The 15,287-nt window shown below is 72.3% G+C and carries 10 protein-coding genes and 2 pseudogenes; all 12 read left to right on the forward strand.

Annotation, left to right across the window (positions count from 1 at the left end; all coding sequences use genetic code 11):
- Positions 1–265: 265 nt before the first annotated feature.
- Positions 266–715, forward strand: a pseudogene (locus R2S09_RS27955) (PAS sensor protein); the annotation flags it as partial.
- A pseudogene (locus tag R2S09_RS27960) lies at positions 699–1,043 on the forward strand (SAM-dependent methyltransferase); the annotation flags it as partial. The pseudogenes R2S09_RS27955 and R2S09_RS27960, both read left to right, overlap by 17 nt.
- A gap of 149 nt (positions 1,044–1,192) precedes the next feature.
- Positions 1,193–4,069 (forward strand): bifunctional glycosyltransferase family 2 protein/CDP-glycerol:glycerophosphate glycerophosphotransferase, encoded by a 2,877-nt coding sequence (locus R2S09_RS27965; RefSeq protein WP_306187879.1) that lies wholly within the window; start codon positions 1,193–1,195, stop codon positions 4,067–4,069.
- Positions 4,066–5,196, forward strand: coding sequence for a glycosyltransferase (locus R2S09_RS27970; RefSeq protein WP_316744015.1), 1,131 nt, complete (start codon positions 4,066–4,068; stop codon positions 5,194–5,196). Before R2S09_RS27965 ends, R2S09_RS27970 begins: the two co-directional genes overlap by 4 nt.
- Positions 5,197–5,278: 82 nt before the next feature.
- On the forward strand, positions 5,279–6,709 hold the full coding sequence (locus tag R2S09_RS27975) for a glutamate decarboxylase (protein WP_306187876.1): 1,431 nt from the start codon (positions 5,279–5,281) through the stop codon (positions 6,707–6,709).
- 15 nt (positions 6,710–6,724) lie between these two features.
- Complete coding sequence (locus R2S09_RS27980; RefSeq protein WP_316744017.1) at positions 6,725–7,594, forward strand: class II glutamine amidotransferase; 870 nt, start codon at positions 6,725–6,727, stop codon at positions 7,592–7,594.
- A gap of 72 nt (positions 7,595–7,666) precedes the next feature.
- Complete coding sequence (locus R2S09_RS27985; RefSeq protein ID WP_316744018.1) at positions 7,667–8,143, forward strand: ATP-binding protein; 477 nt, start codon at positions 7,667–7,669, stop codon at positions 8,141–8,143.
- 118 nt (positions 8,144–8,261) lie between these two features.
- Positions 8,262–9,095 carry a M55 family metallopeptidase gene (locus tag R2S09_RS27990; protein WP_316744019.1) on the forward strand — a complete coding sequence of 278 codons (834 nt, stop codon included), beginning with the start codon at positions 8,262–8,264 and terminating at the stop codon, positions 9,093–9,095.
- A complete protein-coding gene (locus tag R2S09_RS27995) occupies positions 9,088–10,392 on the forward strand; it encodes a M20/M25/M40 family metallo-hydrolase (RefSeq protein WP_316744021.1) in 1,305 nt (434 codons plus the stop codon). The genes R2S09_RS27990 and R2S09_RS27995 overlap by 8 nt, the downstream gene beginning before the upstream one ends.
- A gap of 4 nt (positions 10,393–10,396) precedes the next feature.
- Positions 10,397–12,376 (forward strand): prolyl oligopeptidase family serine peptidase, encoded by a 1,980-nt coding sequence (locus R2S09_RS28000; RefSeq protein WP_306187868.1) that lies wholly within the window; start codon positions 10,397–10,399, stop codon positions 12,374–12,376.
- Complete coding sequence (locus R2S09_RS28005) at positions 12,373–13,296, forward strand: LD-carboxypeptidase (RefSeq protein WP_316744024.1); 924 nt, start codon at positions 12,373–12,375, stop codon at positions 13,294–13,296. The genes R2S09_RS28000 and R2S09_RS28005 overlap by 4 nt, the downstream gene beginning before the upstream one ends.
- Before the next feature lie 215 nt (positions 13,297–13,511).
- Positions 13,512–15,281 (forward strand): CocE/NonD family hydrolase, encoded by a 1,770-nt coding sequence (locus tag R2S09_RS28010; RefSeq protein WP_316744026.1) that lies wholly within the window; start codon positions 13,512–13,514, stop codon positions 15,279–15,281.
- Positions 15,282–15,287 lie beyond the last annotated feature (6 nt).

The following is a 15,287-nucleotide window of genomic DNA, read 5'->3' on the forward strand; positions in this document are numbered from 1 at the left end:
GGCGCCGGCCGACGCGGCGCGTCCGGGGGCGGGGCGTTGGTCGGTGGGTGCGTCCGGGGGCTGACGGGGCGTCGGCCGACGGGGCGTGCCTGGGGGCCGGCGGGTCGGTCGGGCGGACGTGCCTGGGGGGCGGGGCGCTGGCCAACGGGGCGCGTCCGGGGGCCGGATGCCGGCCAGCGGGGCGCGTCCGGGGGCCGGGGTGCTGGTCGGCGAGATGTGCCCGGGGCGGAGGTGTCGGTCGGCGGGACAATGCCCGAGGCGCCGGGGCCCGGGCCGGGAGCGTCTGCTGGTGCTCGCCGACGCGGACGGACTGCGCCCCGGCGAGGCCGATGAGCCCGGTGGGCCGGACACGGCCCTCGCGTTCGAGCGGATCGCGCCGGCCTTCGCCCTGCACACCGACTTCCCCGGCGCCGAGGAGCCGGCCCGCAGGCTGCCGGAGATCAGGCCCGGCCTGAGCGTCGACGAGAGCGGCCGGATCGTCGCCCAGTGCCTCGAACTGGGCTACCCCGTCCTGGAGTTCGGCCAGAACGACCGGGTGCCCGTCACCCCCGACTGGGGTGTGGCCCGCCACGCCGAGTGCAGGGCCCGCCGCGAGCGGGCCGCCCGGGGCCTGCCCGTGCCGGAGGAGGCCACCGACGACGAGGGCGTCGACCTGGAGGACGCGGCCGTCCGCGAACGCCTGGAGTTCCTCAACGAGGCACCGGTGCGAGCCGGACGACCGGCGGTCGCTCGCGGACTGCCTCGCCGTCCTCGCCGGTGAGCGCGGCCGGGCCTTCCTCGTCGAGCTGTCCGAGGCGGCCCGGCGGCTCCTGGGCCGCCCGGCACAGGACCCCGCCGGGCCCCCGGCCGAGCTCGCCCGGGTCTTCCGGTACGGCATCGCCCCCGGTGAGGCGGCCGACGCCGCCGTGCCGGAGCATCTGCGCGCGGCCGGCCTCACCGTGCTCGACGACGGCGAACTCCCGCTGGCCACGACCGTGTTCGCACCCGGCGGCCACCGGATCGAACTGCCCTCGAAGTGGCTCGTGGCGGGCCGCGCCCGGTGAGGGGCGCCCAGGGCGGTCGGTCTGCGTGTCAGTGGGGCGACGTATTGTCGCATTGACGTAGTTTGGAGGGGGTGGGGACCGGTGCGCTCCCTACAGCCTGTAGGGTTACGTCCACCCCACGCCGAACGGAACAGAGACGAGAGGTGGCCGTGTCGACCGTCGCGCCCGAGCCGGACGTCAGCGTTGTCGTCATCGTCTACAACGACGAAGAGCGACTTCCGACAGCCGTTGGTTCCGTCCTTGAGCAAACACTGCGCAATGTCGAGGTGATCATCGCCGACGACTGCTCGACGGACGGCTCCCACGAGGTCGCGCGGGCGCTCGCCGCGGCCCACCCCGACAGGGTCCGCGCCATCCGGCTGCCCGAGAACAGCGGCGGCTGCGGAGAGCCCCGCAACCAGGGCGTGAAGGTGGCCCGCGGCCGGTACGTGATGTTCCTGGACAGCGACGACACGCTGGAGCGCAACGCGTGCCGCAACATGGTCGAGGCCGCCGACCGCACCGACGCCGACCTCGTCTCCGCCCTGTGTGTCCGGGTTCACACCGACAGCCGGCACGACAAGCGGGTCCAGTGGTATCCCTGGCTGTACCGCGAGACCCGCACCCTGGACTCCGTCGCCGAGCTGCCGGACCTGTTCGTCTTCGACACCCTGTCGACGAACAAGTGCTACCGGCGCGACTTCCTCCTCGGCAACGACCTCACCTTCCCGCGGGGCATCCACTACGAGGACCTGCTCTTCTCCGCCCAGGCCTACCTGGCCGCGCGCCGGATCACGCTCATCCCCAACACGGTCTACTTCTGGAACGTGGTCCAGAAGACGGCCGTGAAGTCGATCAGCAACCGGCGCAACGAGATCAGCAACTTCGCCGACCGGGTCGAGATCCACCGCCGTATCGACGCCATCCTGGACCGCCAGGGCCAGGACGAGCTGAGGCTGCGCAAGGACATCAAGTTCCTCAAGCACGACCTGGTGCTGTACCTGCGGGAACTGCCGTTCCTCGACGACGACTACCGGCACCGCTTCGCCGAGCTGGCCCGCGGCTACGTCCAGGACTTCCCCGAGGCCGCCTACGCCGAGCTCGACCGCGTCCACGCCATCTGCGCCCAGCTGCTGCTGCGCGAGGACTGGACCGACCTGATGCCGGCCATCGACACGCTGCTCAACCGCAACAAGATCTCGGCGCCGCTGACCGAGCGGGACGGCCGGATCTACTGGACCGACCGCTACCTCGACGACGACGAGATGCGCTCCGTCCTGGACGTCACCACGCTCGGCTACCACGCCAAGCAGCTCAACCAGATGTACCTGCGCAACCGGCTCACCGACTACACCGCGCGCGGCGGCGACGTGGTGCTCGCCGGCGAGGTCGTCAATCCGCTGCAGACCATCGCCCCGGACGCGAAGCTCACCGCCGAGCTGGAGTTCCGCGCCCGCCGCCGCAGCCTGCAGACCTTCACCTTCCCGGTGCCCGCCCCGCGCCACCAGGGCGACACGATCGCCTGGCGGGCCGAGGTGCCGCTGGCCCGGCGGCTGAGGCCGCTCGGCATCGTCGACGACGTCTGGGACGTCCGGCTGCATCTCACCGCGGACGGCAAGCGGACCACCAGCCGGCTCACCGTCGGCACTGTCGACCTGGAGCACGCCGAGGACGTCCCCGTCCGGCCGCGGCTCACCCGGCTCATGGCGGACCGGCTTCAGGCCCAGGTGTCCGCCAAGGGCCACCTGGCCTTCCGGCTCACCCAGCAGGGCCGGCTCGCCCGCACCGGCCGCGCCGCCGTGGAGCGCAACCTGCACGGCCGCCCCGCGCGCGCCGCCAAGGGCGCCTACCGCAAACTCCGCGCCCTGCGCCGGGACCTGAACTCCGGCCCGCGCAAACTCCAGGTCTACGAGCGCATGTTGACCAGGCTGCCCGTCCGCAAGGGCACCGTCGTCTTCGAGAGCCACCTCGGCAAGCAGTACAGCGACAGCCCGCGCGCGATCTACGAGGAGCTGCGCCGCCGCGGCACGCCGATCACCCCGATCTGGGCCTACGCCGGTGAGCGCCCCCAGGGCTTCCCGAAGGACGTGGAGCTGGTGCGCCGCTGGTCGTGGGGCTATCTCAGGGCGCTCGCCCAGGCCGAGTACTGGATCGACAACCAGGGCTATCCGCTGCGCCTGACCAAGCGCCCGGAGACGACGTACATCCAGACCTGGCACGGCTCCGCGCTGAAGCGGATGGGCTTCGACGAGCCCGGCCTGAGGATGCTGTCCGAGCCCGAACAGCGCTCCTACCAGCAGGCCCTGGACCGCTTCGACCACTTCGTGGTGCGCAGCGAGCACGACGTGCGCACCCTGGCCCGCGCCTACCGCATCCCCGAGCACAAGCTGCTGCGCACCGGCTACCCGCGCAACGACGCCCTGGTGCGGGCCCGGCAGGGCGCCGCGCCCGACCCCGAGGCGCAGCGGCTCGCCGAACGCCTCGGCATCGACCCCGGCCGGCGGGTGCTGCTGTACGCGCCCACGTTCCGCGCCGCACCCGACGGCCGCGTGAAGGACTTCGAGTTCGCGTTCGACGTGGAGGACTTCGCCGCCCGCTTCGGCGACGAGTACACCCTCCTCGTCCGGGCGCACTACCTCAACCGGCTCACCCTGCCCCCGTCCGTGGCCGGACGCGTCGTCGACGTAAGCGCCGAGCCGGACATCACCCCGCTGATGCTGCTCGCGGACGCCCTGATCACCGACTACTCCTCCGTGATGTTCGACTACGCCCTGCTCCAGCGGCCCATCGTGTTCTACGCCCACGACTGGGAGGACTACGCCCAGGACACCCGGGGCACGTACTTCGACCTGCTCGCCGAGGCGCCGGGCCCCGTCCCGCGCACCGCCGAGGAACTCTTCGACGTGCTCGGCGACCTGAGCACCGTGGGCGCCGCCCACGAGGCGCGGCTGAAGGAGTTCGTGGACAAGTACGGTGAGTACGACCGCGGGGACGCCGCGGCGCAGATCGTGGACCGTTTCTTCGGCCCCGCGGGAGAGGCCCGATGACCCAGCGCGACATCTTCTTCGTGGCCAACGAGGTCAACGAACTCGGCGGCGTGGGCCGCTGGCAGACCCAGATGGCCCGGCTGCTGGCCGACCGGGGCCACCGGGTCACCGTCGTCGGCATCGCCCCCGCCCACCATCCGATGGACCTCGGCGAGCCCCCGTTCCGGACGGAGACGCTGTACGCCCGCCGGCCGCCCGGCCGCCCCCGGGCGCGCCGCCTGCTGGGCCCCGCCGACCCGGCCGTCCGCCGGCACGAGGCCCATATGCGCACCGCCGCCGCCCGGCTCACGACGCTGTTCCGAGCCGCCCGGCCCGGCGCGGTGATCATCGTCGCGCAGGTGTGGGCGATGGAGTGGGTGGCGCTCGCGGACACCGCCGGGCACCGCGTCATCGGCATGACCCACGAGTCCTTCGAGACCTGTCGCAAGAGCTCCCGGTTCGCACGGGTGAAGAAGTACTTCCAGGACGTGGACCGGCTGCTGGCCCTCACCCAGGAGGACGCCGACCTCTGGGTCGGTGAGGGACTGAACAACCTCGGCTTCATGCCGAACCCGCTGCCGATCGTGCCCGACACCCCGTCACAGCGCACCGAGAAGGTGGTCGCCAGCATCGGCCGGCTCTCCCACGAGAAGGGCGTCGACCTGCTCCTGGACGCCTGGTCCGAGGCCGTGCAGCGGCAGCCCGGCTGGACCCTGCGCATCTACGGCAGGGGAGAGGCCGAGGCGGAGCTGCGGCAGCGGTGCGCCGACCTGGGGCTGGAGGACTCGGTGGACTTCGCCGGGCAGACCGACGACGTGCCCGGGGCGCTGCGCGCCTCCTCCGTGTTCGTGCAGTCCTCGCGCGGCGAGGGCTTCCCGCTGGTGCTGCTCGAGGCGATGGCCTGCGGCGTGCCCTGCGTGGCGTTCGACTGCGCGCCCGGTGTGCGCGAGATCGTCGGCCACGAGAAGGACGGGCTGCTGGCCCGGCCCGGCAACACCTTCGAACTCGCCCGGCATCTGGTCCGGTTGATGTCCGACGAACAGCTGCGCGACTCCATGGGTGAGCAGGCGCTGCGCAGCGCACGGCGGTTCGACCCGGAGACGATCACCGACCGCTGGGAAGAGCTCTTCGACTTCCTGGAGCGCTGAACCGACCGCCTGGTGACGGTCCGGGCTCTCACACACGCGAAGATCCATCGGCGACACCGACGACGCATGGAGGACGGAGCGCATGACCGTGAGGCATTCCCCTGACCACCGCCGTGAGGGCCGGGACCTGGCGGTCAATCCGCTCTTCAGCCGGGAGCCCCTGCGGGTGCCGCGCTACGCGCTGCCGCAGGGGCAGATGGATCCGGACACCGCCTACCAGGTGGTGCACGACGAGCTGCTGCTCGACGGCAACGCCCGGCAGAACCTGGCGACGTTCGTCTCCACCTGGGCCGAACCGCAGGCGCTGCGGCTGATGGCCGAGTGCGCCCAGAAGAACATGATCGACAAGGACGAGTATCCGCAGACCGCGGAGCTCGAGCTGCGGTGCGTCCACATGCTCGCCCGGCTGTGGCACGCCGAGGACCCGCGGCACGCGATCGGGTGCTCGACGACCGGATCGAGCGAGGCGGCGATGCTCGGCGGACTGGCCCTCAAGCGGCGCTGGCAGCACCGCCGCCGCGCCGAGGGCAAGTCCACCGACCGGCCCAACCTGGTCATGGGCATCAACGTGCAGATCTGCTGGGACAAGTTCGCCGACTACTTCGAGGTCGAGCCGCGCTATGTGCCGATGGAGGGGGACCGGTACCACCTCAGCCCCGAGAAGGCCGTCGAGCTGTGCGACGAGAACACCATCGGGGTCGTCGCGGTGCTCGGCTCCACCTTCGACGGAAGCTACGAACCGGTCGCCGACATCGCGGCGGCCCTGGACGACCTTCAGTCCCGCACCGGCCTGGACGTCCCCGTCCACGTCGACGCCGCGTCCGGAGGGATGATCGCCCCCTTCCTCGACCCGGACCTGGTGTGGGACTTCCGGCTGCCGCGGGTCGCCTCCATCAACACCTCCGGCCACAAGTACGGCCTGGTCATGCCCGGAGTCGGCTGGGCCCTGTGGCGCGACCAGGACGCCCTCCCCGACGATCTGGTCTTCCACGTCAACTACCTCGGCGGCGACATGCCGACCTTCGCGCTGAACTTCTCCCGGCCGGGCGCCCAGGTCGTCGCCCAGTACTACACGTTCCTGCGGCTCGGGTTCGACGGCTACCGGAGCGTGCAGCAGACCTGCCGAGACGTCGCCACCCGGCTGGCCGCCGAGATCGCGGAACTCGGCCCGTTCGAACTGATCACCCACGGCGACGAGATCCCCGTCTTCGCCTTCCGGGTGCGCGAGGACATCGGCAACTTCAGCGTCTTCGACGTCTCCGCCGCGCTCCGGGAACACGGCTGGCTGGTGCCCGCGTACACCTTCCCGAAGGACCGGACCGACCTCGCCGTACTGCGCATCGTGGTCCGCAACGGCTTCAGCCACGACCTGGCCGACCTGCTCCTGGAGGACCTGCGCCGCGTCCTGACCCGGCTGGAGAAGCAGCCGGAGCCGCATCGCAGCGCCGACGACTCCAGCAACTTCGCTCATGGCGCGGAGACGAAGAACGTACGCCGCCCGGGGCGCCACTGACCGAGGAGGTACCCGATGTGCCGCCTGTTCGGCCTCAGCAGTGCCCCGCGGCGCACACACGCCACGTTCTGGCTCCTCGACGCCCCCGACAGTCTCAGCCGGCAGAGCCACCGCGACCCCGACGGCACCGGTCTCGGCTACTTCTCCGCCGACGGCACCCCACACGTGGACAAGGCCCCGATCGCGGCCTACGCCGACCGCGCCTTCGCCGAGGACGCCCGTCAGGTGGAGTCCGCCACCTTCCTCGCCCATGTGCGCTACGCCTCCACCGGCAGCCTGGACGCCCGCAACACCCATCCCTTCGAGCAGGACGGGCGGCTGTTCGCGCACAACGGCGTCATCGAGGGCCTCGACCGGCTCGACGACCACCTGGGCGAGGACCGGGCCCTGGTCCGCGGGGACACCGACTCCGAGCGGCTCTTCGCCCTCATCACCCGGGAGACCCGGCGCCACGGCGGTGACGTCACCGCCGGCATCGAGCAGGCCGCCCGGTGGATCGCCCGGAACCTGCCCGTCTACGCCCTCAACCTCGTCCTCATCACCCCCGACCGGCTGTGGGCGCTGCGCTACCCCGCCACGCACGAGCTGTACGTCCTTGAGCGCCCGGCGGGCGGCCCGCACGGCACGCGGCACCTGGACCACAGCGGCAGCCACGGTCGCATGCGGGTGCACTCCGCCCCACTGGCCGATCGTCCCGCCGTGGTCGTCGCCAGCGAACGCATGGACGACAACCCCGACTGGCGCCTGATGGAGCCGGGCGAACTGCTCCACGTGGGCGCCGACCTGCGCACCACCCGCCGTGTCGTCCTGCCCGACCCGCCGGCGCACCGACTCACCCTGGACGACCTGCGCCCCGCCGCGGCCGCCTCCCAGCAGGCCGCCTAGCCGCGCCACGCGGCTCATCCGATCTGAAGGGGCAGGGCTTCGGCCCGGGCGGCGGCTTGGACCAGGTGCAGGTTGCGCGCCGTCCACCTGGGCGCGGTCTGTGCGGTGCAACTGAGCGCATCCGCTTCCTGGGACCTCGCAGCCGACCTTGCCGCCGTCTCGGAGGCCCGTGAGCACGTCTCGGAGACGCTGACCGAGTGGGGCCTGGAGGACGCCGTACCCACCACGGAGCTCATCGCCGGCGAACTCGTCACCAACGCCCCGCACCATGCCCGCCCACCGGTCCGGCTGCGCCCGATCCTCCACGGCACAGGATTGACCTGCGAAGTCTCCTACGGCAGCAGCACCTCCCCGCATCCGGGGCGAGCCCGCACCTTCGACGAGAGCGGACGGGGACTGTTCATCGTCGCTCAGCTCACCCGGCGCTGGGGCACGCGCTACAACCGCCATGGCAAGATCATCTGGGCGGGAGAGCAACTTCGGACATCAGAGGACGCTCACACCGACGGTCACAACACGTCTGTGCGCGCGGAGCATCGCCCCGTATGACGTGGCCATCATGTGTCCTCCGACTTGCGTCCAGCCGACAACTGATGTCAGCGGTATGGACCTGTGGTGGTTGTGTGGCTCCTGGCCAGCATCTTCGGCGGCATGTAGCGTCGATCGCATGAAGATCCTCATCAGCGCCGACATGGAAGGCGCAACTGGGGTGACCTGGCCCGCCGACGTGCTGCCGGGCACGCCGCAGTGGGAGCGGTGCCGGTCGATGTTCACCTCCGATGTCAACGCCGCCGTGCTGGGTTTCTTCGACGGCGGCGCCGACGAGGTCCTCATCAACGAGGCCCACTGGTCCATGCGCAATCTGCTGCTCGAACGGCTGGACGAGCGGGCCCAGATGCTCACCGGACGGCACAAGTCGCTGTCCATGGTGGAGGGCGTGCAGCACGGCGACGTGGACGGGATCGCCTTCATCGGCTACCACGCGGGCGCCGGCATGGAGGGTGTGCTCGCCCACACCTACCTGGCCAACTCCGTCACCGGGGTGTGGCTGAACGACGTACGGGCCAGCGAGGGCCTGCTCAACGCGCACGTGGTCGCCGAGTACGGCGTGCCCGTCGTCCTGGTCACCGGCGACGACGTGGCCTGCGAGGACGCGCTCGGGTACGCGCCGGAGGCGCTGAAGGTCGCGGTGAAGGACCATGTGTCGCGGTACGCGGCCGTGTGCCGTACGCCGGCCCGCACCGCCGCGGACATCCGGGCGGCGGCCAAGGAGGCGGCCGCCTTGGCGGTCCGGCACGAGCCGGTGAGCGGCGGTCCGTTCACCATCGCGCTGGAGTTCGACGCCGAGCACCTCGCCATGGCCGCCACCGTCGTCCCCGGCGTGGCCCGCGTCGGCGAGCGCAAGGTGGCGTACACCAGCGACACCATGTACGAGGGAATCCGGACCTTCAAGGCGGTCACCACGATCGCCTCGTCCGCGGTGGAGGAGCAGTATGGCTGACGCGCCCGCGCTGGACGAGGTCGTCCGGTTCACGTCCGACCTGATCCGCATCGACACCACCAACCGGGGCGGCGGCGACTGCCGGGAGCGCCCGGCCGCCGAGTACGCCGCCGAACAGCTCTCCGGTGCCGGCCTGGAGCCACTGATGCTGGAGCGCACCCCGGGCCGGACCAACGTCGTCACCCGGGTCGAGGGCACCGACCCGTCGGCGCCGGCACTGCTCGTCCACGGCCACCTGGACGTGGTGCCCGCTCAGGCCGATGACTGGAGCGTGCACCCGTTCTCCGGCGAGGTCCGCGACGGCGTCGTGTGGGGCCGGGGCGCGGTGGACATGAAGAACATGGACGCGATGATCCTCGCCGTGGTCCGCTCCTGGGCCCGGCTGGGTGTGCGGCCGCGCCGCGATGTGGTGATCGCGTTCACGGCGGACGAGGAGGCCAGCGCCGAGGACGGCTCCGGCTACCTTGCCGACGAGCACCCGGAGTTGTTCGAGGGCTGCACCGAGGGCGTCAGCGAGTCCGGGGCCTACACCTTCCACGACGGCGCCGGACGGCAGATCTACCCCATCGCGGCCGGAGAGCGCGGCACCGCCTGGCTGCAGCTGACCGCGCGCGGCCGGGCGGGCCACGGCTCCAAGGTCAACAAGGAGAACGCGGTGACCCGGCTCGCCGCCGCCGTCGCCCGGATCGGCGCCCACGAGTGGCCGTTGCGCCTCACCCCGACCGTCCGCGCGGCACTCACCGAACTCGCCGCCCTGTACGGGGTGGAGGCCGACCTGCGGAACGTGGACGCGCTGCTGGAGAAGCTCGGCCCGGCCGCCCGGCTCGTCGAGGCCACCCTGCGCAACAGCGCCAACCCCACCATGTTCGAGGCCGGTTACAAGATCAACGTGATTCCCGGGGAGGCCGTCGCCCATGTCGACGGGCGGTATCTGCCCGGCGGCGAGGAGGAGTTCCGCGCCACCCTCGACCAGCTGACCGGCCCGGACGTGGACTGGGAGTTCCATCACCGCGAGGTGGCCCTCCAGGCGCCGGTCGACTCGTCGGCGTATCGGGCGATGCGCGCCGCCGTCGAGGAGTTCGCGCCCGAGGGGCACGTGGTGCCGTACTGCATGGCGGGCGGCACCGACGCCAAGCAGTTCTCGCGGCTCGGCATCACCGGCTACGGCTTCTCGCCACTGAAGCTGCCGGAGGGCTTCGACTACAACGCCCTCTTCCACGGCGTCGACGAACGGGTTCCCGTCGAGGCGCTGCACTTCGGTGTCCGTGTCCTGGACCGCTTCCTGCGGACCGCCTGACCACATGGGGGAGAACGTGCAGACCCTGCCGTACGGTTCCTGGCCGTCGCCGATCGACGCGGCCCTCGCCGCCGCGCACGACGGCAGGCCGGAGTTCGTGGGCTTCGTCGGCGACGAGGTGTGGTGGACCGAGCCACGGCCCGCGGAGGGCGGCCGGCGGACGCTGGTGCGGCGGCACCCCGACGGTGCGGAGGAGTCGGTCCTGTCCGCGCCGTGGAACGTGCGCAGCCGGGTCATCGAGTACGGCGGCCGGCCGTGGGCCGGGACGGTCCAGGACGGTGCGCCGCTGGTGGTGTTCGTGAACTTCGCCGACCAGCGGCTCTACCGGTACGAGCCCGGTGGCGAGCCGCGCCCGCTCACGCCGGTCTCGCCCGTCGGCGGCGGACTGCGCTGGGCGGACCCGCGGCTGATCCCGGAGCGGGGCGAAGTCTGGTGCGTGCTGGAGGAGTTCACCGGTGAGGGGCCCAGCGACGTACGGCGCGTCCCGGCCGCCGTACCGCTGGACGGCTCGGCGGCCGGGGACCGCGGCGCGGTGCGCGAACTCACCCGCGAACGGCACCGGTTCGTGACCGGCCCGCGTCTCTCGCCCGACGGGCGGCGGGCGGTGTGGCTGGCCTGGGACCACCCCCGGATGCCGTGGGACGGCACGGAACTGGTGATGGCCGAGGTGACCGAGGACGGCACCTTCGGTGAGAGCTGGACCTGCGGCGGCGGTCCCGAGGAGTCCATCCCCCAGGCCGAGTGGGCCGCCGACGGTTCGCTGCTGTACGTCAGTGACCGCAGCGGCTGGTGGAACCTGTACCAGGCCGATCCCCACCGCGGCTCGCGGCCGCTGTGCCCCCGCGAGGAGGAGTTCGGCGGGCCGCTGTGGAAGGTCGGCCAGCGCTGGTTCGCGCCGCTGGACAGCGGGCTGATCGCCGTCCTGCACGGGCGGGGCGCCGCCGCCCTCGGCATACTCGACCCGGAGACCGGCGAGGTCGTCGACGCGGTGGGCCCCTGGAGCGAGTTCGACGCCACGCTCGCGGCGCACGGCGAGAGGGTGGTGGCCGTCGGGGCCGGTCCGAGCAGTTCCTACGAGGTCGTGGAGCTGGACACCAGGACCGGGCGCACCCGGGTGATCGGCGCGGCCCACGAGGACGCGGTCGACCCCGCCTACTGTCCCGAGCCGCTGATCCGCACCTTCTCCGGACCCGGCGGCCGCGACGTCCACGCCCACATCTACCCGCCCCGCAACCCCGGGTCCCGGGCGCCCGACGGTGAGCTGCCGCCCTACGTCGTGTGGGCGCACGGCGGACCCACCAGCCGGGCCCCGCTCGTACTCGACCTGGAGATCGCCTACTTCACCTCCCGGGGCATCGGCGTCGCCGAGGTCGACTACGGCGGCTCGACCGGGCACGGCCGGGAATACCGCAACCGGCTGCGCGAGCAGTGGGGTGTCGTCGACGTCGAGGACTGCGCGGCCGTCGCCCTCGCGCTCGCCGAGGAGGGTACCGCCGACCGTGCGCGGCTCGCGATCCGGGGCGGCAGCGCGGGCGGCTGGACCACCGCCGCCTCCCTGGCCACCACCGACGTCTACGCCTGCGGCACGATCATCTACCCCATCCTCGATCTGACCGGCTGGGGCACGGGGGAGACGCACGACTTCGAGTCGCGGTACCTGGAGAGCCTGGTCGGACCGCTGGCCGAGGTGCCGGAGCGGTACGCCGAACGCTCGCCCGCCGAGCACGCCGACCGGATCACGGCCCCCTTCCTGCTGCTCCAGGGCCTGGACGACGTGATCTGCCCGCCGGTGCAGTGCGAGCGGTTCCTGTCCCGGCTCAAGGGACGGGGAGTGCCGCACGCGTACCTCACGTTCGAGGGGGAGGGGCACGGGTTCCGGCGGGCCGGGACCATGGTGCGGGCCCTGGAGGCGGAGCTGTCGCTGTACGCTCAGGTGCTCGGCCTGGCACCGGCAGGCATCCCGACCCTGGAGCTCGACACATGAAGGAACTCCTGCGCCCGGCGCGGCTCGCCCCCGGCGCCCGGGTGGCCGTCGTCGCCCCCAGCGGGCCGGTGCCCGAGGAACGGCTGCAGACCGGTCTCGACGTGCTGCGCGGCTGGGACCTGGAGCCGGTGGTGGCCCCTCATGTGCTGGACCGGCACGGCACGTTCGACTACCTGGCGGGCACCGACCCCGACCGCGCCGCCGACCTCCAGCGCGCGTGGTGCGATCCGGCGGTGGACGCGGTGCTGTGCGCCCGGGGCGGCTACGGGGTGCAGCGGATGGTCGACCTGCTCGACTGGGACGCGATGCGGGCGGCGGGACCGAAGGTGTTCGTCGGCTTCAGCGACATCACCGCGCTGCACGAGGCCTTCGCCACCCGCCTGGGCCTGGTCACCCTGCACGGGCCGATGGCGACCGGCATCGACTTCGTCAAGAACGCCCGGGCGCAGGAGCACCTGAAGGCGACCCTGTTCGAGCCGGAGGCGGTCCGCACCATCGCCTCCGGCGGGACCGCCCTGGTCCCCGGGCGGTCCCGGGGCGTCACCCTCGGCGGCTGCCTTGCCCTGCTCGCCGCCGATCTCGGCACCCCGTCCGCGCGGCCCTCGGCGGCCGGGGGCCTGCTCTGCCTGGAGGACGTGGGCGAGGAGACGTATCGCCTGGACCGCTGTCTCACCCAGCTGCTGCGCGCCGGATGGCTGGAGGGGGTGCGCGGGGTGCTCCTCGGGTCGTGGAAGGACTGCGAGGGCCCCGACCGGGTGCGGGCCCTGTTCGCCGACCGGCTCGGCGGGCTCGGGGTGCCCGTCGCCGAGGAGTTCGGGTTCGGCCACTGCGAGGGGGCGTTGACGATTCCCTTCGGGGTGGCGGCCGAACTCGACGCCGACGCGGGCACGTTGACGCTGGACGCGCCCGCCCTGCGCTGACCACGAGGGCGTCGGCGTGTCCGCGGGGCCTTCAGATGTCGTGCCGCCGGCCGGAGGCCACTTGGCGGACCGTCCGCGCTCCACTGAATCTCCGTCAAGAAACCTCCGTCTGAGCGATTGACGCGGTCTGACACGTGTCACAGCATGATTCCGGCCGGTACTTACCGGTAGGTAAGTCGGGTTGCCCTCAGTGTGGAGGCCTTGTGTCCCGTCGTGTGCCCAGATCCCGCGCCGCCCTCGTCCTCGCCCTCTCCGCCGCGCTCACCGCACCCCTCACGCTCACCACCCCCGCGTCCGCCGACGGTCAGTACGGCGTGACCCCGCTGAAGTTCACCGTCCGCGCCGGCGAGCGCACCTGCACCGTCGACGCCGATCTGTACCGGCCGGCCGGCGTGGACCGCGCCCACCCGGCGCCCGCCGTCCTCGCCACCAACGGGTTCGGCGGCAGCAAGGACGACGGCTCGACGGACGCCATCGGCAAGGCCTTCGCCCAGCGCGGATACGTCGCCCTCGTCTACTCCGGCCTCGGCTTCGGCAGATCCGGCTGCCTGATCTCCCTCGACGACCCCGGCATCGACGGCCGGGCCGCCTCCGGGCTGGTCGACTTCCTCGCCGGCAGCCGGAGTGCGGACGACGGCACCCGCGCCGACTACGTCACCCTCGACCACGCCGGCGACCCCCGCGTCGGCATGATCGGCGGCTCCTACGGCGGCGCCATCCAGCTGGCCAAGGCGGCCGTGGACCACCGCGTCGACGCCCTGATCCCGATGATCACCTGGAACGACCTGGCCTACTCCCTCGACCCGAACAACGCCGCCGGCGCCACCGCTGTGCCCGGCGCCTTCAAGTGGCAGTGGACCAACGGTTTCTACCTCATGGGCGAGAGCCAGCCACTGAGCCAGCCCGCCCTGGACCCCTCCCGCGTCAACTCCCTCACCTGCCTGCACTTCGTCACCCGGGCCTGCGACACGATCCGCACCCTCAACTCCGGCAGCTACCCCGCCGACCGCACGGGACAGCTGCTCTCCTACGCCCGCAGCGTCTCCCCGGTGTCCTACCTCGACCGGGTCGAGGCACCCACCCTGCTGATCCAGGGCCAGGCCGACAGCCTGTTCAACCTCAACGAGGCCACCGCCACCTACCGGACCCTCAGGGCCCGGGGCACCGAGACCAAGATGATCTGGCAGTCCTGGGGCCACAGCGGAGGACTCACCGACCCGGCCGCCGGCGAACTGAACCTGACCCGGGGGAACCTGGAGACCAGCTACGTGGGCCGACGCGTCCTCGCCTGGTTCGACCGCTACCTGCACCGGAACCGGCAAACCGACACCGGTCCCGACTTCGCCTACTACCGGGACTGGATCACCGACCCCGACCACACCTACGCCACGGCCGGCCACGTCCCCGCCCTCTCCCGGCGGCTGTACCTCTCCGGCGACGGAAAACTCGTCGGCAACCGCGGCGAGGTCGCGCGCGGCAGCCGTACCTACACCAACCGGCCGATCCCCACGAGCCATTCGGAGAGCTCCCTCGCCGGGGCCCTGGGCCTGCCCGACCCCGCGCCGTACGACACCCACGGCACCTACCTCGCCTGGACCAGCGAGCCGCTGACGCACGCGGTGGACGTGGTCGGCGCGCCGCAGGCCACGCTGAAGGTGAGCTCGCCGGCGGCGGAGCGCACCCAGCGCTCGTCCGACGCCGCCGACAAGCTCGTCCTGTTCGCCAAGCTGTACGACGTGGCACCCGACGGCACCCGGACGCTGGTGCACCGGCTCGTCGCACCGGTCCGTGTGCCCGACGTGACCCGGTCCTTCACGGTGACCCTCCCGGGCATCGTCCACCGCTACGAGCAGGGCCACCGGCTGCGGTTCGTGATCGCGGCGAGCGACGACGCCTACTTCGGGAACCGGGGCGTCAAGCCGGTCACGGTGGCCGCCTCCCCCGGGGACACCGGAGTGCTCCGGCTGCCGGTCGTGGCCCGTTGAACGGGC

The sequence above is a fragment of the Streptomyces sp. MK7 genome, from assembly GCF_032658145.1.
Classification (GTDB): domain Bacteria; phylum Actinomycetota; class Actinomycetes; order Streptomycetales; family Streptomycetaceae; genus Streptomyces; species Streptomyces spiralis.

What these genes read in the sequence shown, in the direction of transcription:
- R2S09_RS27975 (WP_306187876.1), top strand. Translation starts at nt 5,279, where the DNA reads ATGACCGTGAGGCATTCCCCTGACCACCGCCGTGAGGGCCGGGACCTG.
- R2S09_RS27995 (WP_316744021.1), top strand. Translation starts at nt 9,088, where the DNA reads ATGGCTGACGCGCCCGCGCTGGACGAGGTCGTCCGGTTCACGTCCGAC.
- R2S09_RS27980 (WP_316744017.1), top strand. Translation starts at nt 6,725, where the DNA reads ATGTGCCGCCTGTTCGGCCTCAGCAGTGCCCCGCGGCGCACACACGCC.
- R2S09_RS27970 (WP_316744015.1), top strand. Translation starts at nt 4,066, where the DNA reads ATGACCCAGCGCGACATCTTCTTCGTGGCCAACGAGGTCAACGAACTC.
- R2S09_RS28005 (WP_316744024.1), top strand. Translation starts at nt 12,373, where the DNA reads ATGAAGGAACTCCTGCGCCCGGCGCGGCTCGCCCCCGGCGCCCGGGTG.
- R2S09_RS27990 (WP_316744019.1), top strand. Translation starts at nt 8,262, where the DNA reads ATGAAGATCCTCATCAGCGCCGACATGGAAGGCGCAACTGGGGTGACC.
- R2S09_RS28000 (WP_306187868.1), top strand. Translation starts at nt 10,397, where the DNA reads ATGGGGGAGAACGTGCAGACCCTGCCGTACGGTTCCTGGCCGTCGCCG.